The 20506-nt window shown below is 70.4% G+C and carries 20 protein-coding genes; 11 read left to right on the top strand and 9 right to left on the bottom strand.

The genetic code is table 11. The annotated features are described in order from the left end of the window. Positions 1–756 precede the first annotated feature (756 nt). From OG488_RS33180 to OG488_RS33170, 3 genes are all read right to left on the bottom strand, one after another. Entirely contained in the window at positions 757–1413 is a 657-nt protein-coding gene (locus tag OG488_RS33180) for a hypothetical protein (protein ID WP_329235952.1), read from the bottom strand. Positions 1414–1426: 13 nt separating this feature from the next. Next, the gene (locus tag OG488_RS33175; protein ID WP_329235950.1) at positions 1427–2941 is read right to left on the bottom strand and encodes an alpha/beta hydrolase; all 1515 of its coding nucleotides are present in this window, start codon (positions 2939–2941) and stop codon (positions 1427–1429) included. Positions 2942–3149: 208 nt separating this feature from the next. Next, on the bottom strand, positions 3150–3389 hold the full coding sequence (locus OG488_RS33170; RefSeq protein WP_329235948.1) for a hypothetical protein: 240 nt from the start codon (positions 3387–3389) through the stop codon (positions 3150–3152). 228 nt (positions 3390–3617) lie between these two features. On the opposite strand from OG488_RS33170, the gene OG488_RS33165 reads away from it, so the two are divergent. The 3 genes from OG488_RS33165 (at position 3618) to OG488_RS33155 (ending at position 6141) form a co-directional block, all read left to right on the top strand. After that, positions 3618–4799, top strand: coding sequence for a sensor histidine kinase (locus OG488_RS33165; protein ID WP_329235946.1), 1182 nt, complete (start codon positions 3618–3620; stop codon positions 4797–4799). Then, the gene (locus OG488_RS33160; protein WP_329235944.1) at positions 4800–5477 is read left to right on the top strand and encodes a response regulator transcription factor; all 678 of its coding nucleotides are present in this window, start codon (positions 4800–4802) and stop codon (positions 5475–5477) included. Between the two features lie 394 nt (positions 5478–5871). Next, positions 5872–6141, top strand: coding sequence for a transposase family protein (locus OG488_RS33155; RefSeq protein ID WP_406465692.1), 270 nt, complete (start codon positions 5872–5874; stop codon positions 6139–6141). A 455-nt stretch (positions 6142–6596) separates the two neighbouring features. Here OG488_RS33155 and OG488_RS33150 read toward each other — a convergent pair whose 3' ends face one another. Continuing rightward, a complete protein-coding gene (locus OG488_RS33150) occupies positions 6597–7832 on the bottom strand; it encodes an MBL fold metallo-hydrolase (RefSeq protein ID WP_329235942.1) in 1236 nt (411 codons plus the stop codon). 126 nt (positions 7833–7958) lie between these two features. After that, positions 7959–8399, bottom strand: a complete 441-nt coding sequence (locus OG488_RS33145) for a PPOX class F420-dependent oxidoreductase (protein WP_329235940.1) — start codon at positions 8397–8399, stop codon at positions 7959–7961. 156 nt (positions 8400–8555) lie between these two features. Between OG488_RS33145 and OG488_RS33140 the strand changes: the two genes are divergently transcribed. Both OG488_RS33140 and OG488_RS33135 read left to right on the top strand, forming a co-directional pair. Next, a complete protein-coding gene (locus tag OG488_RS33140; RefSeq protein WP_329235938.1) occupies positions 8556–9755 on the top strand; it encodes a Glu/Leu/Phe/Val dehydrogenase dimerization domain-containing protein in 1200 nt (399 codons plus the stop codon). Positions 9756–9811: 56 nt separating this feature from the next. Further along, positions 9812–10423, top strand: coding sequence for a TetR/AcrR family transcriptional regulator (locus OG488_RS33135; RefSeq protein ID WP_329235936.1), 612 nt, complete (start codon positions 9812–9814; stop codon positions 10421–10423). Between the two features lie 68 nt (positions 10424–10491). Here OG488_RS33135 and OG488_RS33130 read toward each other — a convergent pair whose 3' ends face one another. Together OG488_RS33130 and OG488_RS33125 are read right to left on the bottom strand one after the other, a co-directional pair. Continuing rightward, a complete protein-coding gene (locus OG488_RS33130; protein WP_329235934.1) occupies positions 10492–11493 on the bottom strand; it encodes a DUF6745 domain-containing protein in 1002 nt (333 codons plus the stop codon). Positions 11494–11603: 110 nt separating this feature from the next. Beyond that, a complete protein-coding gene (locus OG488_RS33125; protein ID WP_329235932.1) occupies positions 11604–11930 on the bottom strand; it encodes a hypothetical protein in 327 nt (108 codons plus the stop codon). A gap of 275 nt (positions 11931–12205) precedes the next feature. On the opposite strand from OG488_RS33125, the gene OG488_RS33120 reads away from it, so the two are divergent. Genes OG488_RS33120 through OG488_RS33095 form a run of 6 tightly spaced genes read left to right on the top strand, consistent with a single transcriptional unit; the run spans position 12206 to position 18568 of the window. After that, positions 12206–13165: an STM4015 family protein gene (locus OG488_RS33120; RefSeq protein WP_329235930.1), complete on the top strand. Its 960-nt coding sequence runs from the start codon at positions 12206–12208 to the stop codon at positions 13163–13165. Positions 13166–13172: 7 nt separating this feature from the next. After that, the gene (locus OG488_RS33115) at positions 13173–14138 is read left to right on the top strand and encodes an STM4015 family protein (protein ID WP_329235928.1); all 966 of its coding nucleotides are present in this window, start codon (positions 13173–13175) and stop codon (positions 14136–14138) included. Then, positions 14119–15384, top strand: coding sequence for an STM4014 family protein (locus tag OG488_RS33110; protein ID WP_329235926.1), 1266 nt, complete (start codon positions 14119–14121; stop codon positions 15382–15384). The genes OG488_RS33115 and OG488_RS33110 overlap by 20 nt, the downstream gene beginning before the upstream one ends. 37 nt (positions 15385–15421) lie before the next feature. Further along, positions 15422–16234, top strand: coding sequence for an STM4013/SEN3800 family hydrolase (locus tag OG488_RS33105; RefSeq protein WP_329235925.1), 813 nt, complete (start codon positions 15422–15424; stop codon positions 16232–16234). Then, positions 16231–17622 (top strand): STM4012 family radical SAM protein, encoded by a 1392-nt coding sequence (locus tag OG488_RS33100; RefSeq protein WP_329235923.1) that lies wholly within the window; start codon positions 16231–16233, stop codon positions 17620–17622. Before OG488_RS33105 ends, OG488_RS33100 begins: the two co-directional genes overlap by 4 nt. A gap of 28 nt (positions 17623–17650) precedes the next feature. Further along, a complete protein-coding gene (locus OG488_RS33095; protein ID WP_329235920.1) occupies positions 17651–18568 on the top strand; it encodes an STM4011 family radical SAM protein in 918 nt (305 codons plus the stop codon). A gap of 20 nt (positions 18569–18588) precedes the next feature. Here the strand turns inward: OG488_RS33095 and OG488_RS33090 are convergent, their stop codons facing one another. Then, positions 18589–19416 (bottom strand): SGNH/GDSL hydrolase family protein, encoded by an 828-nt coding sequence (locus tag OG488_RS33090; RefSeq protein WP_329235918.1) that lies wholly within the window; start codon positions 19414–19416, stop codon positions 18589–18591. Positions 19417–19598: 182 nt separating this feature from the next. Beyond that, on the bottom strand, positions 19599–20504 hold the full coding sequence (locus tag OG488_RS33085) for a M23 family metallopeptidase (RefSeq protein ID WP_329235916.1): 906 nt from the start codon (positions 20502–20504) through the stop codon (positions 19599–19601). Positions 20505–20506 lie beyond the last annotated feature (2 nt).

Here is a 20506-nt window from a genome sequence, read left to right as displayed (position 1 = left end):
AACCTAACAGGATTAGCCAGCCAATCCTTTGAAGCGCCTTGGCCGCCCTCAGGTCAGCTTCCTTCAGGCTGAACGCAGCGAACTTTTCTCTCTACTCCTCGTGCGGATCAGGCGTCAAGAGACTCTCCCCCGGATGAATGAACCTCCGAAGCTACGGGGCGTGGCGAAGGGGACGCAATGGTGCCTTGTAGCTGGTGAAGTCTTACGAGGCTTGAGTTGCGTGAAGAAACGCATGAGGTCGATGGAGTTTCGAAAACATGAGTGATACCGGCGGGGATGTACGGGCTGAAAGCCAGCCGTGGTGGTTCGGCGCTTCTGCACCGCACCCTCGGGCACGCCCTCCCTGAGCCGCCTGCCACCTGACCGGCGGCGACTTCGGCTGGCCCATGGTCAACCGCCTCGCCCGCACCACCACCATCACCCGCCGGATACCCGGCGGCAAAACCGTCACCGCCTCCCTCCCCCGCTGACACCACCACTCATAGCGACCCCCACACCTGCAGCACTGACATCACAACGCCCGAACCACCACCGCCAAAAAATCGCACATCATCAGCGTGGGGGCGGCCTCGACCTCTTCCGGTATGTCATGTGAGGCTCAACGATCCGCGGGATTTGATGTTGTCACCCGCCGCCGCGCTTCCACCGTCCGTTGATGAGCGCGGCCAGGCGCAACGCCTTGTCGCTGGTGGCGCTGTGGCAGACCGGGTTTAAGGGGCCGTGTTCCTGGAGGTTGGGGAGTGCGGAGGAGCGGGGTCAGCCCGCCCCGCCGTCGAGCAGCCTGCTGTAGCGCAGCCGCAGCGCCCGCTCCGTGCTGGCCGCGATGGTGGCGAGTCCGAGCACGGCGTTGCCCCAGCCCGGCAGATCGGCGGGCGAGGTGAAGGTGCCGACGTACTGGGCGAGGCCCTCCGGGTCCCGGGTGACCTGTTCGACGAGCTGAAGGATAAGGAGGACCAGGCCGATGACGAGCACCATCACCGAGAGGGAACCGATCAAGCGGCTCAGCGCGGGGTGCGCGCGGTCGAGGCGCGCGCGGCGTCCCTCGGCGGAGGCGGTGTCCGGGACGAGCTGGAACTCGGCACTCTCGGCGGTGACGTAGTGGCAGCGCTTGAGCCCGAAATTGCTCGCCCTCACTTCGACGGTGCCGCCCGGGACGGGAAAGACGGCGGGGACTCTGGACTCGGCGTGGTGCCTGCCATCGAGGTACAGGTGGGCCTTGACGTGGCCGTTCGACGACTGTTTTTGATGCCTTACGTCGACGGTGTAGACCGTCTGCCGACCGTCGTCACCTGCCAGCCGAAGATGGAACAGTGCGCGGGTAAGCATCTGCCACCAGCGGAAACGCTTCAACGGTCGCCCGTCCCCGGGCTTGACCCGCTGCACGGCCCGACGATGTCGCCACTCCTTGAACATGTCTCCGCTCCCGCTACTCACTCGGCTCCGCCGCGCAGGCGAGGTCCTGCGGCGGGCGCTGCCCGGTGGTCAGGAACGTCGTCACCGCGTCGTTCGCGCACGTGTTGGGGCCGAACGGATAGACGCCGTGCCCGCCTTGGTCGGCCGTCACCATCGTGGCCCGCTTGCCAAACGCCCGCCGCAGCTCCTGGGCGCCGGCCAGCGGGGTCCCCGGGTCGCGCTCGTTCTGCACCATGAGCACGTTCGACGGGCCCCGATCCCCGATGCGCACCGGCGGCTCGACCCGCTTGTCCGGCCAGAACGCGCACGGTCCGATGCCTGCCGCGGACCCGCCGAGCATCGGGTACCTCACCCGGTCGACCGCGACATTGCGCTGATACTCCCGGACCGTCCCCGGCCAGCGCGCATCCCCGCAGATCACATACCACCTGGCCGCCATGGAGTTCTCCATTCCGTCCATCGCCGGTGGGGTGTCGGGTGGCAGCGGATGGTCCTTGTCGAGCGCCTGCCACATCGCGGCCACCAGGGGCATGGATGCGTCGCTGTAGAGGCGGTCGAAGGTGAGCCCTCGGAACAGGGTCGCGTCCATGCCCTGAACCGGCTTCGCCTCCAGCTGCTTCGCGAGTTCGAAGAACTTCACGGTCACCTGCTCCGGTGTGGTGCCCAGGCCGTACTCGGGGTGCGCCGCGGCGAACGCCGCGAAGTCCGGGAACCGTTCCTCCATCCCCCGGGCGAGCAACCGCGTGGCCGTGAGGTCGTACCCGCCGGGGCCCAGGTTGCTGTCCAGCACGATCCGGTCGCTGCGCTTCGGGAACATCGTCGTGTACACCGCCCCGAGGTAACTGCCGTAGGACCCACCGAGGTACGAGAGCTTCGGCTCGCCCAGTGCCGCCCGGATCCGGTCCATGTCACGCGCGGTGTTCGCGGTGGTGGTGTGCGGCAGCATCCACGCCGTCCGCGAGGTGGCACACTGCCCGGCGACGGTCCGCGCGTTCCCCGCCTCCCGCGTGACATCGGCCGCGGTGTGCGCGTACGGCGGCAGGTTGCCGCGGTTGCGCTGTGCCTGCGTCAGGTCACAGGTCACCGGGGTGCTGCGGCCGGTGCCCCGCGGGTCGAAGCCGATCACGTCGTAGGAGTCCAGCACGTCCTGCGGCAGCCCTGAGGCGGCGAGAGCGACTGGGTAGCCGAGACCTGAGATGCCGGGACCGCCCGGATTGGTCAGCAGCACACCGCGGCGCTGCGACGGCTTCTCGCTCGCCAGCCGGGAGATCGCGACGTCGATCTGCCGGCCGTCGGGATTGCGGTAGTCCAACGGAACTTCGAGTGTCGAGCACTCGAGACGAGATGACGCGGCCTTACCGGGTGAAGGGGCCTTCTTCTCCGAGCACGGGCCCCACCGCACGGTGTCCGGCGTCGTCGCCGCGGTGCCCGGCGTCGCCACCGACACGTCCGGAAGCACGGTTGACGCCACGGCGACCGCCGTCACCGTGGTGACGGCGAGGGTGAGGTGCAAGGTTCTCCTGCGCATCTGATGTCCTCCTGAGGGGCGCACGGGGGCGCCGAAACGGGCATGCTCGGGACAACCCCGCCGCGGGCCGTTCAAGCGGACCAGCACGTCGATCCGGGCGGGGTCGCGGAGACCGTGGGCGGCCAGGCTGAGCGCATGGACGGCGAATGCTCTCCCCAGGGCGCGTGGGCACGCATGCCGTAAGTACGGGTCTGTCGTCGGATGGGCGTCAGGTTGCTCCTCGGTCGCGGATTCCCCCAAGATCTCCGGCCCGCTCGGTGGTCGGTTCCTTGCGGGTGTGTGCCCAGCCACCGGCCACCGTTGCGGCGAGCGCGACGAGTCCGAGGAGGATCATCTGGCCGGTGAGGCCGCCGGGGGCCCGGTTGAGGAGGCCCCACAGCGGCTCGGGGGAGCCCTGGTTGAGCAGAGCGCGGATCATCCCTTGGGCGGCCAGGGCTGTGATCACCATGCCGACCGCCTCAAGCGCCGTGTAGCCACCCTTGCGCATCGCGTTGCTCCGTCTGGTGTTCGGTTGTCTCGGCACATGGACGAGTCTGTCCGTACGGTGCGGCAGACACATCAGCCCTGCGGCTCGCCCCGCCTTCGACCGGAGGCGGGGCGGTGATTCGACTCTGGTCGGGGGCGCATCATCCCTCGGTCGGACTCACCGGCCGCACGGCTTCGCGACAATGGCCGGGTGAACACCGACGTAGCACCACGGCTCGGGTGGTGGCAGCAGACATGGCGGCTGTGTGCGGCCTCGGCAGTGGGGATACCGCTCTGGCTGTCCATCGGTGTGTTACTGCGGGGTCAGACGGACGAAACGGGCTCGTGGTTCGTCATCGGTGATCCGCTGGTGGCTTTCGGCTGCCTGACGGCGCTTCTGTGGCGGCGGCGGTTCCCGCTCGCCGTCGCCATGACGGTCGTGATCGCCTCGACCGCGTCGGCACTCGCTTCCGGCGCCGCGTTTCTCGCGCTGGTTTCGATCTCCACGCGTCGTCGGCCGGTGGAGATCGGGGTCGTCGCTCTGGCCTTGGTGACCGCGTCACAGTTCGCCGGTGGGTTCTACCCGGTCCAGAGCTCGCCCGGCCTGTTGTGGTACCAGCTCGCGCTCCCGGCACTGATCGCGGGCATCGCGGTGGCCATGGGCATGGCCATCGGGGGGCGGCGCGTCGAAGTGCGGTCCTTGCGAGACCGGGCGGAGAGCGCGGAACGTGAGCAGACCGCACGAGCGGCGCAGGCACGCGCCCTGGAGCGGAACCGGATCGCCCGCGAGATGCACGACGTACTCGCACACCGGATCTCCCTGGTCGCCATGCAGGCCGGAGTGCTGGACCACCGCAGCGACCTCACCGCGGAGGAAAGCCGCGTGCTGGTCCGCGGTATCGCCGACGGCTCCCACCAGGCACTGGAAGAACTACGGGATGTCCTCGGTGTGCTTCGGGCCGACCCGGGCCGCCCGGAACCTCCCCAGCCCTCCCTTGACCGCGTCCCCGAACTGATAGCCGAAGCCCGCACATCCGGACTGGACGTCACGCTCACCGGCACCGTGGCGGGAACACCGTCCAATGCCGTCGGACGCACCTGTTACCGGATCGTCCAGGAAGGACTGACCAACGCCGCAAAACACGCCCCAGGTGCGCACGTACACATCACCCTCGAAGGAACAGCCGGCGACAACCTCAGCGTCAGCGTCCACAACTCCCCCGCCACCACGGCAACCTCACGACCACCGACATCGGGATTCGGTCTGCTGGGCCTCACAGAACGGATCAGCCTCGCCGGCGGAGAACTCAGCCACCACCGCACACCCGACAACGGATACATCCTCACCGCGCAGCTACCCTGGCCGAACCCCACCCACGAAAAGAGAGAATGAGTGGATACCGAGCGGGAGCGGGTGCGCGTCGTCATTGTCGACGACGACCGGCTGGTGCGGATGGCGCTGCGGCTCGTCATCGACGCCGAACCGGACCTGACCGTCGTCGCGGAAGCGGCGGACGGGGACGACGCGATCACCGTGGTGGACGAGCAGCGGCCGGACGTCGTTCTGATGGACGTGCGGATGCCCGGCCGCGACGGTCTCAGCGCGACCCGGGAACTCCTCACCCGACCGGCTCCGCCGCGGGTGCTCATGTTGACCACATTCGACTCCGACGATCTGGTACTCGGCGCGCTGCACGCCGGAGCACTCGGGTTCGTCCTCAAGGACACCCCACCGGCGCGGATCCTCGACGCGGTGCGGACCGTCGCGGACGGCAACTCCGTGCTGTCCCCAGCGGTCACGGCACGGGTGATCACCGCAGCCACCAGCCCGCAGTCCTCCTACGCTCGCGACTCGTCCCGCGAAGCCGCGCGGAAACAGCTGTCCGCACTGACCGAACGAGAACTCGAAACCGCTCGGGCCGTCGCGGACGGACTGGGCAACCCGGAGATCGCCGAGCGGCTGTACATCAGCGTCGCGACCGTCAAGGCGCACGTAGGCAACCTGTTCGCCAAGCTGGGGGTCGACAACCGGGTGCAGATCGCACTCCTGGTACGTGACGCAGAGCAATGACCAGCCTCGCGGAGGCAAAAACGGGCGGCATACACCGGATCAGAGAAAACGTAAGCAGACCTCCAGCGACTCGTCGATGCCCGTCTGGGGATGAGCGTCTCGCCACGCAGCGCCCGGAAGATCATCGACAGGTTCCGTGCACATTGGGCGCTGCGCTCCACCTCACGCATGGTCGTTCCCCACAGCCGGTCGCTAACGGGCGGAACGGCAGAACCCACGTGCCCGATGGCAGGTGAGGTGAGTGGGCCCTGGGCTCTGGATCGAAGGTCTCCGATGGGGATGGGTCCACCGTCCAGCATTTCGCCCGCGGCGACACCAGCAGGGGTCGTTGGGCAACTAGTTCGGCGCTCCCAACCTGGTCGACGCCGTCCGCACCTCGTCGACGAAGGCTTTCGTGCTCCTGGAGGGGACCTTCCTTGCCGACAAGGGCTACCGGGGCGTCGGCGGGAACGATCCGCATCCCCTGCCGGGGCCGATGGGAGACCACTCCACCGGGGAACATGCGGTGAACCGATCACACGCGACGATCCATGCACTCGTCGAACAGGGCATGGCCACCCTCAAGTGCTGGCGACTCCTCCGCAAACTCCGGTGCTCGACCACGAAAATCACCGACCTTGTCCAAGCCGTCCTCACTCTGCATCTGGCCACTTCAGACCGATGATGGAAAAGTTTCACTCTCGCACCGGCTGGTGACTGTAGTGCGGAGACAACCGTGTCGGTCGTCCTCGCCCTCCGAGGGAACCGCCTGCGCTCCTCGCCGGTAGAGAGTGTCGGGGGGAAGTCTTCGGACAAGACCGGGCTGTACGCACAGCTTCGGCCTCAGCACGCGTCCAAGCGATCAACATCGCAAGAGAGCGGCGATACCCCACACGCTCGTATTGCCTCGAACCTGCCGTTCGGGGCCAATCTGCTGCGAACGAATGAGTCAGACCGTGCGAGTCTTGACCAAGATCCGCGATGAGCCCTGATTGGAGGGCAACGGTGTGGACTGTCGCGGCGCTGCCGACCCGCCCTCGCGCGAGGGCCCGTCGATAGCCGCCCACAGACAGTCCCGCTCCTCGCGCGGCAGATCACCCAGCAACCGAACGAGTTCCCCGAAATCGCCGTTGGCCCCCGTCACCGCTCGCGCGCAAGGTCGACTTCCTCCCGGTGTACCGGTGCCGCATCCACCACCGGGCGACGCCATGGGTGCGCAATCGGCGCCGACACCGCACGCCACCACGCATCCGAGGGAAGCTCCCCTGCCGGCTCGAACGGCTCACCCGGACGAGGGAACGCCATCGGCTGCCCCACGTCCTCAGCCACATCCTTGATCCACTCCGCCGGCTCCGCCCACGCATGCGGTGCCAGGTTGAACGTGCCCCAGTGAATCGGCATCAGCGCACCGTGCGGCCGACCGCCCTGCAGGTCAAGGTGCGCCTGAACGCCCTGAGCGGGCGACATGTGGATGTCTGGCCAGGCCCCCGGCAGCGGCGTACAGTCCGTGTGGTTCTTGGGCCAGTACTCCGAATAGGCGCCGACCTGGATCATCGTCACGTCGAAGGGGCCGTGCTCGGCCCCGATGTCCTGGAAACCGGAGAAGTAGCCGGTGTCGCCGCTGTGGTACACCCGGTGCTCCGGGCCCGCGACGACCCACGACGCCCAGAGCGTGTGCTGCTGGTTGCGCAGCCCTCGGCCGCAGAAATGCCGCGCGGGGGTGGCGGTGAAGCTGATGCCGGCGACCTGCGCGGTCTCGTTCCAGTCGAGCTCCTGGATCCGGTCCAGGGGCACCCCCCAGCGCTCCAGGTGGGCGCCGACGCCGAGCGGTACTGCGAAAACCGTGTCCGTGCCCGCGAGGGCCTTGATCGTGGGCAGGTCGAGGTGGTCGTAGTGGTCGTGGGAGATCACCACGGCGTCGACGGGCCCCATCGCCGCCAGCGGCAGCGGCGCGGGGTGCAGTCGCTTGGGTCCGGCGAAGGCGAACGGTGAGCAGCGCTCTCCCCAGACCGGGTCGAAGAGCACCCGGCGGCCGTCGATCTCGGTGAGGACGCTCGAGTGGCCGAGCCAGGTCACCCGCAGGCCCGACGCCGGCGGCGCGGCCAGGTCGGCCAGGGTCGTGGCGTGGACGGGCACGGTGCCGAGCGGGGATCTACGGGCCCGCTGCTCCTTGTGGAAGTAGACCTTGGCAAATTCGATCATGGAACCGGACGGCCTGGTCCGGGCGCCTTCCGGGTTCTGGAACACTCCGTCGGCGAAGTGGGGAGAGCGCCGGATCCGCTCCATCCGGGCACCGGCCGGGTCCGCCCCGAAGGCGTCCGGGCGCAGGGAGCGGAGTCGGGTACGGAGCGAGGGCTGGTGGTCGGCGCCGGTCACAGCATCTCCTGGGGGAGTCGGTGTCGTCTCATTATGGTCGGGAGGTACGACGGAGCGAGATCTCGACGGTGATCGGAGCACCGTCGAGATCTCGCTCCCCGCCCCCTTGCCTCAAGGGGTGCCGCGTCAGGCGCGGGGCTGGCCGTACACATGATCGATCCGCAGCGTCAGGACTGCCCTGCGGTCCTGGACCATCACCCGGCGGTACTCGTCCCAGTCGGGATGCTCTCCCCTGACGTCCCGGTAGAGGGTGATCAGCTGCTCCACGACCGCGTCGTGCGGATCAGCGGCGGGCGGGGTGAGCTCGGCCGTGACGTCGGCCACGGTCCAGGCCCAGCGGTCGTCGCTGGTCACGTGGTAGCTCGCCCGCGGGTCCCGGCGGAGGTTACGGGTCTTCGCCCGGCCCTCCGTGACGGACACCCGGAGCACGCCCTCGTCGGGGTAGTAGGCGTGGTTCACGTTGGACAGCTGGGGCCTGCCGTCACGCTTGAGGGTGACCAGCACCCCGCCGTCGTACTCACCGAGGAGTCGGAGCAGCGCCTCACGTCCCGGTTCGAAGTCAGTCATGCCGAGTCCAACGTCCGTGCCCCCCGCAGGATTCCGCATCCGGGGTCCGACCGCGTCACATCCGGTGGACCGCACGCGTTGACAGCGGTCGTGGCACCTCCGGATACTGACTCGCTGTTCAGTAGACAAGGCCATGCGATCCGGAGGAGCTGCCCTGTGACGTCCCCCTTTCCCGCCCCGCTGATCTCCCTGACCTGGACGGACCACGTCACCGGGACCGAGGGCTACCTCGTCGTGGACCGGCTGGTGCGTGGCGTGTCGAGCGGGGGCCTGCGGATGAGGAAGGGATGCACCCTGGCGGAGGTCGCGGGGCTGGCGAGGGGCATGACCATGAAGGAGGCCCTGCACTTCGACTCCGGCGACACGCGGGCTCGCTACATCCCGCTGGGCGGTGCCAAGGGGGGAATCGACTGCGACCCGCGCGATCCGGCCGCGTACGGGGTGCTCGTCCGCTTCCTGCGGGCGATGCGGCCGTACGTGGAGAGCGTCTGGACGACCGGCGAGGATCTCGGGCTCAGCCAGGACCTCGTCGACCGGGCGGCGGCCGAGGCCGGGCTCGTCTCGACGGTCCAGGCGGTCTACCCCCTGCTGGACGACGAGGCGGGGGCGCGGCGGCGGCTGGCGGACGCCTTCGCCGTGACGGTGGACGGGCTCGGGCTGGACGAGCTGGTCGGCGGCTGCGGGGTCGCGGAGTCCGTGCTCGCCGCACTGGACCGGGCGGGTGTGCCTCACACCGGCGCCCGGGTGTCCCTGCAGGGATTCGGCACGATGGGAGGAGCGACGGCCCGATTCCTCTCCCGGGCCGGGCTGACCGTCGTCGCGATCGCCGATGTGAAGGGCACGATCGCCGATCCGTCCGGCCTGGACGTCGAAACGCTGCTGGGCGCGCGCGACGCGCACGGGACGGTGGACCGCGGGGCGCTGCGGAAGGGGTACCGGGAGCTGCCGGCCGACGCCTGGCTGGCCGCCGACGCGGAGGTGCTGGTGCCGGCTGCCGTGTCGTACGCCGTGGACGCCGTGAACCAGGCTTCGGTCAGGGCCCGATGGGTGGTCGAGGCGGCGAACATGCCGGTGCTGCCGGAAGCGGAGCCGCTGCTTGCCGCTCGAGGGATCACGGTGCTCCCCGATGTGGTCGTCAACTCCGGTACCAATGCGTGGTGGTGGTGGACGCTGTTCGGGGACATCGGGCCCGATGCCGAGGAGGCGTTCGGGCACACCCGCCGGTCGATGCGCGCTCTCGTCGACCGTGTCCTGGACCGGGCGGCGGCGGACGGCTGCACACCCCGGGCGGCCGCACACGCGCTCGCCGCGGACCGGCTGCCGGTCATGGCGGAGCGTTTCGGCTGGTACCGGTAGGCCTCCGGGGCGCGGGCGGCGGACCTCCGTGCGTGTGGGTTGGTTAGGGTGACGTCGTGGCGAGAGTGCGACTGAGCGTGGCGGAGCGTCGTGAGGAGCTCCTGCGTGCTGCCGTCGAACAGATCGAGGTGCGAGGCGTCTCCGCCGTCCGGATCGCCGATGTGGCCGCTGTTCTCGGCGTCAGCAACGCCCTGGTGCTCTACCACTTCTCGTCCAAGGAGAAGCTGGTGGCCGCCGCCTTCGCGTACGCGGCCGAGGCCGATCTCGCCCACCTGCGCAAACTCCTGACCCGCCGCACCAGCGCGGTCCGGCGGCTCCGTGCCGCCGTCCGCTGGTATGCGCCGACCGGCCAGGCCAAGGGCTGGCGGCTGTGGATCGAGGGCTGGGCGTCCTCCCTGCGTGACCCGGTGCTGCGCGAAGTGGCCGGTGATCTCGACCAGCAGTGGAAGGCCGAGCTGGCCGAAGTCATCGAGGAGGGCGCCGCGGCGGGTGAGTTCCACTGCGACGACCCGATGTCCGTGGCCTGGCGGCTGACCGCTCTGCTGGACGGGCTGGCCGTCCAGATGACGTCGTACGCGGGTCCGCTCTCGCGGGCCACCATGCTGCTGTGGACCGAAGAGGCGCTCGCCCGCGAACTCGGCATCGAGCACCGGGTACTGACCGCCTGAGGGGCCCCGGCGCGGACCACGCGGGAGACGTCCACGGACCGGCGGCGATCGCGGGGCCGCACCTGCGGTCAGGTCTGACGCACAGGGGCGTAGACGTCTCCTTCGAGGCCGAAGGTCCAGGCGACGCCCTCCTTCGCGGTCCGGGTCCTGGGCGGCACCCGCAGCCAGTAGGTGCGGTGCGTCCCGTCGGGCTCAGGGGTGGAGTTGACCACTTCGACCATCACGACGTCCTCGTCGCCCTCCATCGCGATGCGCCAGAGTATTCCCGTCTCGTCCTTGTGCACCGGCTCCGCACCCGATTCGGCCAGGTAACGGTCGTAACCGTAGAACTCGAGCATCACGCGGCGCAGCTCCGCGTTCTCCTCGGTCCGGATGCGGCCCGGGGTCAGGCTCGCCAGGCTGTCCAGGAACTCGACCGGGACGGGCATTCCGCGCCAGGCGTACAGGGCGAATCCGTCCGGGTAGGCCAGGGCCGGCCCGTCGCCCCGGTCGAGCCGCCCCGCCTCGTCGCGGTGGAGCACTTCGGGCCGTTCGCTGATCACCACGGCGTGCTCGTAGGGCCACCACCAGCCGGCGTTCCTGGCGACCTCCGCCAGTCCGGTCAGCCGCTCGCCCCGGCCGTCGAAGGCCGACAGCCAGGCCGCGTCGTGCTGGCCGAGGACCGCGTCGAGCAGAACCAGCCGGACGTCGGACTCCTCCTCGGGGCGTGACGCGAGCTCCGCGACGACTCCCGTCCGTATCCGTTCGGCCAGGGCTGCCGTGGTCTCCCACAGCTGGGCCCCGGTGGCGGACCACAGGGCGGACCAGCCGGCCGGGCCCAACTCGTCGTACAAGCGCCGTCGTTCCTCCGCCCAGGGGCGGGTGCGGACCTCTTCGCGGACCGAGCGTCCGGCGCCGGTCAGCTTCTCCACGGCCTCGACGGCCGCCCTGGGCGAGTCGACCCAGATGACGCGCTCCGGCTCCGCGAGCCCCGCGGTGCGGTAGGCCCGTCGCACCCCGTCCTCGGCGGCGTCCCGGTCGGCCCTGCCCGTCGCGGCCGCCACGGCCCGCCACTCGTTCACGTACTGCATCGGTGTTCCCCGTCCCCTGTCCCTGTTCCTGTCCTGACCGCACATCTCCGGCCCCGGTGTCCTTCCTCCCGGCCGGCACGTCACCGGGCACCCGCGCACCCCGGCAGGCATCAGTCCGCGACGATCCGGACCCCGCCCGGGGCGTACTCGCGCTGACGCACGACGCGGAACCAGCCCTTCGGCAAGGCGATCACGGCGTGCTCCTCGTGGACCACGCGTCCGCCCTCGGGGAGATGGAGCAGCATCGGACCGAGCGGACCCGCTTCCCGCATCAGCCGGCCCGGCCCCTGCACCGCGTGGGCGTGGCCGGTGACCTCGCCCAGCGCCAGGACGAGCCGCCCCCTGCCGTCACGCGGTTCGCCCGGTGCGTCGAGGAAGCGCGCGGGCACCTCGGACTCCTCCAGTGCCACCATCAGTACGTCGCCCTGCCGGTACACAGGCCTCTCCCCTCCGTCCCGGCACCCGCTGTGCCGGTCACAGGAAAAACGCTACGAGAGGGGTCTGACAGTGAGGGCCGTCGGAGCCCGTTCCAGCAGCGCACGTCCCCTGTCCGCACGCTCCGTCCCCCTGTGCTCCGCCTGCGCACGCCCCCCGACGGACGCGTAGTTCTCGCTGATTCCGCCCGTCCGACCCGGGCCGGTCGCGGCGATGTCAGTGGCTCTTGATACACCTTGCGGACATCAGTCCTCCCGAGTCTCAGGAGCTCAGTGCCATGGCCGACGCGGACCGTCTGCACGAGTTGCTCGGCCTTCCGGCCGTCGATTTCCAGCGCGAGGCCGACGGGTCCTCCCGGCCCGCGGCACATGCCGCGGCGTGGCGCGTCAGCGTCGACCCCTACGACCCAGGCGAGGGGGACGCCGACTGGGAGGCGGAGTTCGGCGCCTTCCTCGAAGCCGTCGAACCGTCAGGTGTCCAGGCTCTGATCATCGGTCAGTGGGGTGAGTCGTACGAGGAGACCTCCGCCTACCCCATAGGGCTCGTCGTGGCCGCGGCCGGCCGGCTGACCTCGCTCAAGGCCGTCTTCGTCGGGGACCTGGTGGCGGAGGAGGCCGAGAATTCGTGGATCGAGCAGTCGGATGTCACCGCTCTGCTCACCGCCTTCCCGGGGCTGACCTGTCTCGGTGTGCGCGGCGGCACGGACCTGGTGTTCCCGCCCGTCAGGCACGAGGCCCTGCGTGAGCTGACCATCGAGAGCGGCGGGTTGCCCGCGGAGGCGCTGCGCGGAGTCCTGGACAGCGAGCTGCCGGCTCTGGAGCGCCTGGATCTGTGGCTGGGTGTCTCCGCGTACGGCGGTGACGTGGTCGTCCCGGACCTGGCGCCGCTGCTCGCCGGCACCCGGTTCCCCCGGCTGCGCCATCTGGGTCTGCGCAACAGCGAGTTGCAGAACGAGATCGCTGCCGCGATCGGCTCCGCACCCGTGGTCGCGCAGCTCCGCACACTCGACCTGTCCAACGGCACGCTGGGGGACGAAGGCGCGGCGGCCCTGCTCGCGGGCCAGCCTCTCACCCATCTCACCTCGCTCGACCTGCACCACCACTTCCTGACCGAGCCGATGGAGCACCGGATCTCACAGGCCCTGGAACCGCACGGTGTGTCGGTCGATCTGTCCGGCCGCTGCGAGCCGTGGGGCGACCGCGGCATCGAGGGCCGCTACACCGCGGTCGCGGAGTGATGGCACGATGACCGACATCACGCACCCCGAGGTCTTCCACGGCCTGCCGGTGCACACGCTGCCCCTGCCCGACCCGGCCGGGACACCGGTGCGGCCCCCGGCCGCCTCCGTGGCGTGGCGCCTGGACTCCCAGTACGCGCTGACGTTCGAGGAGACCTGGCAGGGCTTCCTCGCCGAGGTGGACACCGCCCAGGTCCGTGCTCTGCTGATCGGCCCCTGGTGGAAGGAGGAGTACGTCTCCTTCGAGCCGGTCGTCGAGGCGATCGTCTCCGACGCCCATCGCTTCCCCGCCCTGCGCGCGTTGTTCCTCGCCGATGTGGAGAGCGAGGAGTGCGAGGTGTCCTGGCTGGAGATGTGCGACATCACACCCGTGCTGGAAGCCCTGCCCCTCCTGGAGGAGCTGAGTGTGCGCGGAGGCGGTGACCCGGTGCCCGACGAGGAGCATCTGAGGCTGAGGCCAGTGCGGCACCGCGCCCTGAGGTCCCTGCGATTCGAGTCGGGCGGACTGCCGGGGCATGTCGTCCGCGCGGTCGGCGCTTCCGAACTGCCCGCCCTCGAACATCTGGAGTTCTGGTTCGGCACCGACTGGTACGGCGGCGACGCCACGGTGGCGGACCTGGCACCCGTGCTGTCGGGCGCCGCATTCCCGAGCCTGCGCCGACTGGGACTGCAGAACAGCGAGATCCAGGACGAGATCGCCGCAGCGGTCGCCTCGGCCCCGGTGGTCGCCCGGCTCGACACGCTGTCCCTCTCGATGGGCACCCTCAGCGACACCGGGGCGCAGGCCCTCCTCGACGGACAGCCGCTCACCCACCTGTCCTCCCTGGATCTGCACCACCACTACCTCTCGGAACCCTTCGTCTCCCGGATCAGGGGGCTGTGTGCCCGGGCGGACGTCCGCGTCGATCTCGACGGGGTGGACGACCTGGACCTCGAGGACGACGAGCCGCGCTATGTCGCCGTCAGCGAGTAGCGCGCCGCCGCGTCTCGCGGTGGTCGGTGTTCCCGCCGACCGCAGGGTCGGGCTCTTCCAGGAAGCGATGCGCGCCGCCGGGCTGCCCGCCGCGCGCACGGTGTCGTGGGCTGCGGTCCTGGCAGGAGATGCGGCCTTCCTTCCCGGGGAGATCGTGCGTGTCGACTCGCCCGGTGAGGACGCCGAGGTGGATCGTCTGCTGCGCGGCGCCGGTGATCCGACCCGCGTGGAGGGGTCGGCCCGCTGGTACGCCCGCTTCACCTCGGCCGTACGGGACGTGGCACGGGCGGCCTCGATGGCGGGCGCCGTCCTGCTGGACGATCCCGAGGACATCGCGGTGATGTTCGACAAGCGGCTCTGCCACGGCGTGATGGACGCCGCGGTGGTGCCGGTGCCGGACTCCCCCACCTCCGGGCCGGACGCGGCGCCCGTGCGGGGCTGGGCGGATGTGCGCGCGCTGATGGCGGATCACCGCATGCCGAGGGTCTTCCTCAAACCCGCGCACGGATCCTCCGCCTCCGGGGTGATCGCCCTGGAGACGGCCGGCCCCGCGAGGATCCGGGCGACCACCTCCGTGGAGCGGGACGAGGCGGGCCGGCTGTTCAACTCGCTCCGGGTGCGCCGCTGCACGACCGAGAGCGAGGTGGCCGGCCTCGTCGACGCGCTGGCGCCGGACGGCCTGCACATCGAGCGCTGGCTGCCCAAGGCGTCCCAGCGGGGGCGGGCCGCCGACCTCCGGGTCGTGGTCGTCGCGGGTCGCGCGACCCATGCCGTCGTACGGACCAGCCGGTCCCCCATGACCAATCTGCACCTGGGCGGAGCGCGCGGTGATCTGGACGAGGCTCGGGCCGCCGTCGAGGCGGCGGGCGGCAGTTGGAGCGCCGCGCTCGCCGTGTGCGAGCGGGCCGCGTCCTGCTTCCCGGACACGCTGTGCGTGGGCGTCGACCTGCTGCCTGCGACGGGCTGGCGGCGCTTCGCCGTCGGCGAGGTGAATGCCTTCGGAGACCTCCTGCCCCGTCTGACCGGGCTGCCGGGCAGCGGCGCGGAGGGCCTGGACACCTACGGAGCGCAGATCGCGGCCGTGCTGGCCCGCTCGCCGCACAAGGACGGGCCGCACAAGAACGGGCCGCACGACGACGCACCGCACGACGGAGGGCGGCGCGAGGACCGCCGCGAGGACGGCCGCGAGCCCCGCCGGACGAGTACCGACCACCCGAGGAACGACCGTGTCATCGATGCATCCTGATCCCGCGCCCTGCGACGCACAGCCGGGGACCCCCGACATGAACGCGATCGTGGGCAGCCACGATCTCCTGCTCGTCACCCTGGACACCCTGCGGTTCGACGTGGCCGAGGAACTGGCCGCGGCCGGGCGCATCCCGAATCTCGTCCGGCATCTGCCCGGCGGGGTCTGGGAGAAGAGGCACGCTCCGGGCAGCTTCACCTACGCCTCCCATCAGGCGATCTTCGCGGGTTTCCTGCCGACTCCCGCTCGCCCCGGTCCTCATCCGCGGCTGTTCGCCGCACGCTTCGAGGGCAGTGAGTCGACCGCGGACGGCACCTTCGTCCACGACACACCCGACATCCTGTCCGGCCTCGCCGCCGTGGGCTACCGCACGGTGTGCGTCGGCGGGGTGGGGTTCTTCAACCGCCGTCCCCCGCTCGGCTCGGTGCTGCCCGGTATGTTCCAGGAGCGCCACTGGGAGCCGGAGTTCGGTGTCGCCTCGCCGACGTCCTTCGAGGCGCAGGTCGCACGCGCCGAGCAGGTGATCGGGGAACTCCCGCAGGAACAGAAGCTGTTCCTCTTCGTCAACGTGTCGGCGCTTCACCAGCCCAACTGGTTCCACCTACCCGGCGCCACCGCGGACGCGGGTGACTCCAGGACCACCCACGCCGCCGCCCTGGAGTACGTCGACCGTCACATAGGTCGACTCCTCGCGGCAGCGAGCAGCCGTCGCAGGTGTTTCGCCATCGTCTGTTCCGATCACGGCACGGCCTACGGGGACGACGGCTACACCGGTCACCGGCTCGGCCATGAGGCCGTCTGGACCGTGCCCTACGCCCACTTCCTCCTCGAACCGGGGGCGACCCGATGACCGGCACCACAACCACCACCGGGACCGAGCCCGGCGCGGACACCGGCCCGTACCGCAGCTATGTCTACGCCTACCCGCACAAGACCGCCTACCGCCCCCTCGGCGAGCACCCCGCGGGGCCTCCCTCGCTGAGCGAGCTCTGGGCGTCCGAGCGGAAGGACGCGCTCTCCCTCTACCTGCACATACCGTTCTGCGAGGTCCGCTGCGGCTTCTGCAATCTGTTCACCCGCATCGGCGCGCCCGACGAGCTGACGACGCGTTACCTCGACGCGCTCGACCGGCAGGCCACCACCGTCCGTGACGCTCTCGGCGACGACGGGCCGGTGCGCTTCGCGGCAGCCGCCTTCGGGGGCGGCACCCCCACCTTCCTCACCGCCGGCGAGCTGGAGCGCCTCTGCGACATCGCAGAGAAGCGGATGGGCGCCGACCTGGGAGCGGTGCCCCTGTCGGTCGAGACCTCGCCGTCGACGGCGACGGCGGACCGGCTGACGGTCCTGGCCGGCCGGGGCACCACCCGGATCAGCATCGGTGTGCAGAGCTTCGTCGACGCCGAGGCCCGGGCCGCGGTCCGCCCGCAGCGCCGCTCCGAGGTCGAGGCCGCCCTCGGGCGGATCCGTGACGCCCGTATCCCGGTCCTCAACATCGACCTGATCTACGGCATCGAGGGCCAGACCGGAGCGAGTTGGCGCACCTCACTGGACGCCGCCCTGGCCTGGCGCCCCGAGGAGCTGTACCTCTACCCGCTCTACGTCCGCCCGTTGACCGGTCTCGGCCGGACGACCGGTGGCGCGGCAGCACCGCAGGCCCCGGACACCGCCTGGGACGAACAGCGGCTGCGGCTGTACCGCGCGGGCCGCGACCACCTGCTCGCCAGCGGCTACGAGCAGGTGTCGATGCGGATGTTCCGCCGCGCGGACGCCCCGCACGCGGGCGCCGACGACTACGCCTGCCAGACCGACGGCATGATCGGGCTCGGCTGCGGTGCCCGCTCGTACACCTCGTCCCTGCACTACTCCTTCGACTACGCCGTGGAGATGCGGGAGATCCGGGGCATCATCGACGGCTTCACCACCACCGTGGACTTCTCCCGGGCGGAGGTCGGCCGGTACGTGGACGAAGGCGAGGCGCGCCGGCGCCATCTTCTCCAGTCGCTCCTCCAGGCCGAGGGCATGCGGCCCTCCGAGTACCGCGAGCGCTTCGGCACCGACCCCTACGAGGACTTCCCCGCCGAGCTGGAGCTCTTCTCGGCGCGGGGCTGGCTGGACGATTCGGCGTGCCCGGCCCTGCTGCGCCTCTCCCCGGAGGGGCTGGCCCACTCCGATGCCCTGGGCCCGGACCTGTTCTCCCCGGCCGTGCGGGCCGCCATGGCCGCGTACGAGGCGAAGTGAGAGACGCGAAGTGGGAGAAGCGATAGGCATGGACCTGACGATCCTCTACCGGGGCCCGCTCTCCTCGTGCGACTACGACTGCCCCTACTGTCCCTTCGCCAAGCGGCGGGACAGCGGTGATCAGCTCCGCTCCGACCGTGCGGCCCTGGAGCGGTTCACCGCATGGGCCTCGGCGCAGACCGGTGACCGGCTGTCGGTTCTGTTCACCCCCTGGGGCGAGGGCCTGGTGCGGTCCTGGTACCGGAAGGCGCTCGTCGAGCTGTCGCGGCTCCCGCACATCCGCCGGGTCGCCATCCAGACCAACCTCAGCGGCCGCACCGCCTGGCTGGGTGAGGCGCAGCGCGACAAGGTCGCCCTCTGGTGCACGTACCACCCGGGTCAGACGCCGTACGAGCGGTTCCTCGGCCGGTGCCGGGAGCTGGCGGCTCTGGGTGTGCGCCACAGCGTCGGGGTCGTCGGTCTGGAGGAACACCTGGAGGAGGCCCGCCGGCTCCGCTCGGCGCTGCCGTCCGATGTGTATCTCTGGGTCAACGCCGCCGAGGGCCACACGTACACCGACGAGCAGGCCGACCGCTGGACGGCCCTCGACCCCCTGTTCCCCTACAGCAGGCACCCCCACCGCTCGGCCGGACTCCCGTGCAGGACGGGCGGATCGGTCGTCTCGGTGGACGGTGACGGGACGGTGCGCCGCTGTCACTTCGTCCGCGACGAGCTGGGCAACCTCTACGACGGGAGTTATCGGAGCTCACTCGGCCCGCGCGGCTGTCCGCTCGACGTGTGCGACTGCCACATCGGCTATGTGCACCTGGAGACACTGCCGCTGTACGACGTCTTCGCGGGCGGGGTGCTGGAGCGGATACCCGCCCGTCCGATGCGGATACCCGCCCCGGACGGGCTCGTGCCCGCGGACCCGGCCCGGCGTCTGCTCCCCCTCGTCGGCCGCTGACCGCCCGTCAGCGGCAGGGGTCAGAGCGGCAGCAGGTCGGGGCGCTTGGCCTCGACGTGGTCCCCGGAGGACTCCCCGCGCAGTCGCCGCCCGATCCACGGGACGAGGTACTCGCGCGCCCACTGGATGTCGTCACGGCGCACCTCGAACGTCCCGCGGTGCACCTGCGGAGGCCACACCTGGTCCGGGTCGGCCGGCGCGTCGAGGCCGAGGACCTGGGCGGCGCGCAGCGCGACCCGGGTGTGCCCCTCGGCCGAGAGGTGCAGCCTGTCGCTGTCCCACGCCCGCCGGTCCTGCACGGACCGCAGGGACCACAGGTCCAGCACCGGGCAGTCGTAGCGGTCGGCGATGGACCGGACGTGCGCGGTGAACATGGCGATCTTGCCCCGCAGGTGCTTGAGCACGGGGATGCCGCGGGTGTCGAACCCGGTGGTGACCATGACGGTTCCGACCGCCTGGGTCAGCTCGGCGACCGCACGCTCGAAGCGTTCCGCCACGTCGTCCGGGTCGGAACCGGGGCGGAGGATGTCGTTGCCGCCCGCGCAGAAGCTGACCAGGTCGGGTGCCAGCTCCTTCGCCCGGGGGACCTGTTCCTCGACTATCTGGTCGAGGAGGCGTCCGCGTACGGCGAGATTGGCGTACCGGAAATTCCCGTGCGGGTCGTCCGCGGGGCCGACCGTCGCACCGAGGACGGGGAGCTGGTCCGCGAGGAGGACCGCGAGCCGGTCCGCCCAGCCGACGAGCGTCCCGCCGGGGCCGGGGTCTCCGACACCCTCGGTGAAGCTGTCGCCAATCGCTGCGTACGACCCGATGATGCCTCGTTGTCTGTTTCTCGAATCGTCTGCCACAAGCGCTTATCCTGCACCTTCGAATGTGACCTACGCGACCGTAATAAGGGGTTGACGGGTGGTGAGAAAGACCACCCGGTCAGTTTTTGGTAAAGCAGGAATAAGGAGAGGGGCGGTGCGCCGTGGCGCACCGCCCCTCTCCTCGAAGCGATCGAACCGGGTGATGTGTCCCGGACGGAGTCTCAGATGGAGACGCCGTGCGAACGCAGGTAGGCGATCGGGTCGACGTCCGAGCCGTAGCTCGGGCCGGTCCGGACCTCGAAGTGGAGGTGCGGGCCGGTGGAGTTGCCGGTGGAGCCGGAGAGGCCGATCTGCTGGCCGCCGGTCACGGTCTGGCCGGCCGAGACCTCGAGCGAGGACAGGTGGGCGTACTGGGAGTACATGCCGTCGCTGTGCTGGATGACGACCTCGTTGCCGTACGAGCCGCTCCATCCGGCGGAGACCACGGTCCCCTGGCCGATGGATCGGACGCTGGTGCCGGAGGCGGCCTGGAAGTCCGAACCGGTGTGGTAGCCGCTGGACCAGCTGGCGCCTGAGGCGCGGTACTGGGTGGTGACCACGGCGTTCTCGACCGGGGTGGCCCAGCCCGATCCGGTGCTCTCCGACGCGGCGGAGTCGGCGGTCTTCGCGGCCGTCTCCTCGACCGGAGCGGCGGCCTTCTCCGCGGGAGCGGCGGCCTTCGGCGCGGCCTTGGAGGGCGCGGCCTGGGCTGCCTTCTCCGCGGAGCCGGACGCCTTGGCGCCGAGGGTGAGCTTCATGCCCGGGCGGATCAGGCTCGGGTTCTCGCCGACGACGTCACGGTTGTCCTGGTACAGCTTCTGCCAGCCGCCCTTGACCTTCTTGTCGGCCGCGATCTTCGCCAGGTAGTCGCCGGAGACCACGGAGTAGGTCTTCGCCGAGCTCTTGGCCGACGCGGGCGCGCTGTGGGCGGCGGCGGACTTGGCGGCCGGGGCGGCCTGCTCGGCGGCATGGGCGCCGGTGGCGCCGATCAGCGGGAGGGCGAGGACGGCGCCACCGGTCCCGGCGGCAAGGACGCCTCGGGAGATCGGGCCGGTCTTCGTACGACGGTGCTTGCCTTTTGCGGGCATGG

Source organism: Streptomyces sp. NBC_01460, from assembly GCF_036227405.1.
Taxonomy (GTDB): Bacteria; Actinomycetota; Actinomycetes; order Streptomycetales; family Streptomycetaceae; genus Streptomyces.
Note: the sequence above shows the minus strand (reverse complement) of the source record. Positions and strands in the feature narration are given on the sequence as shown.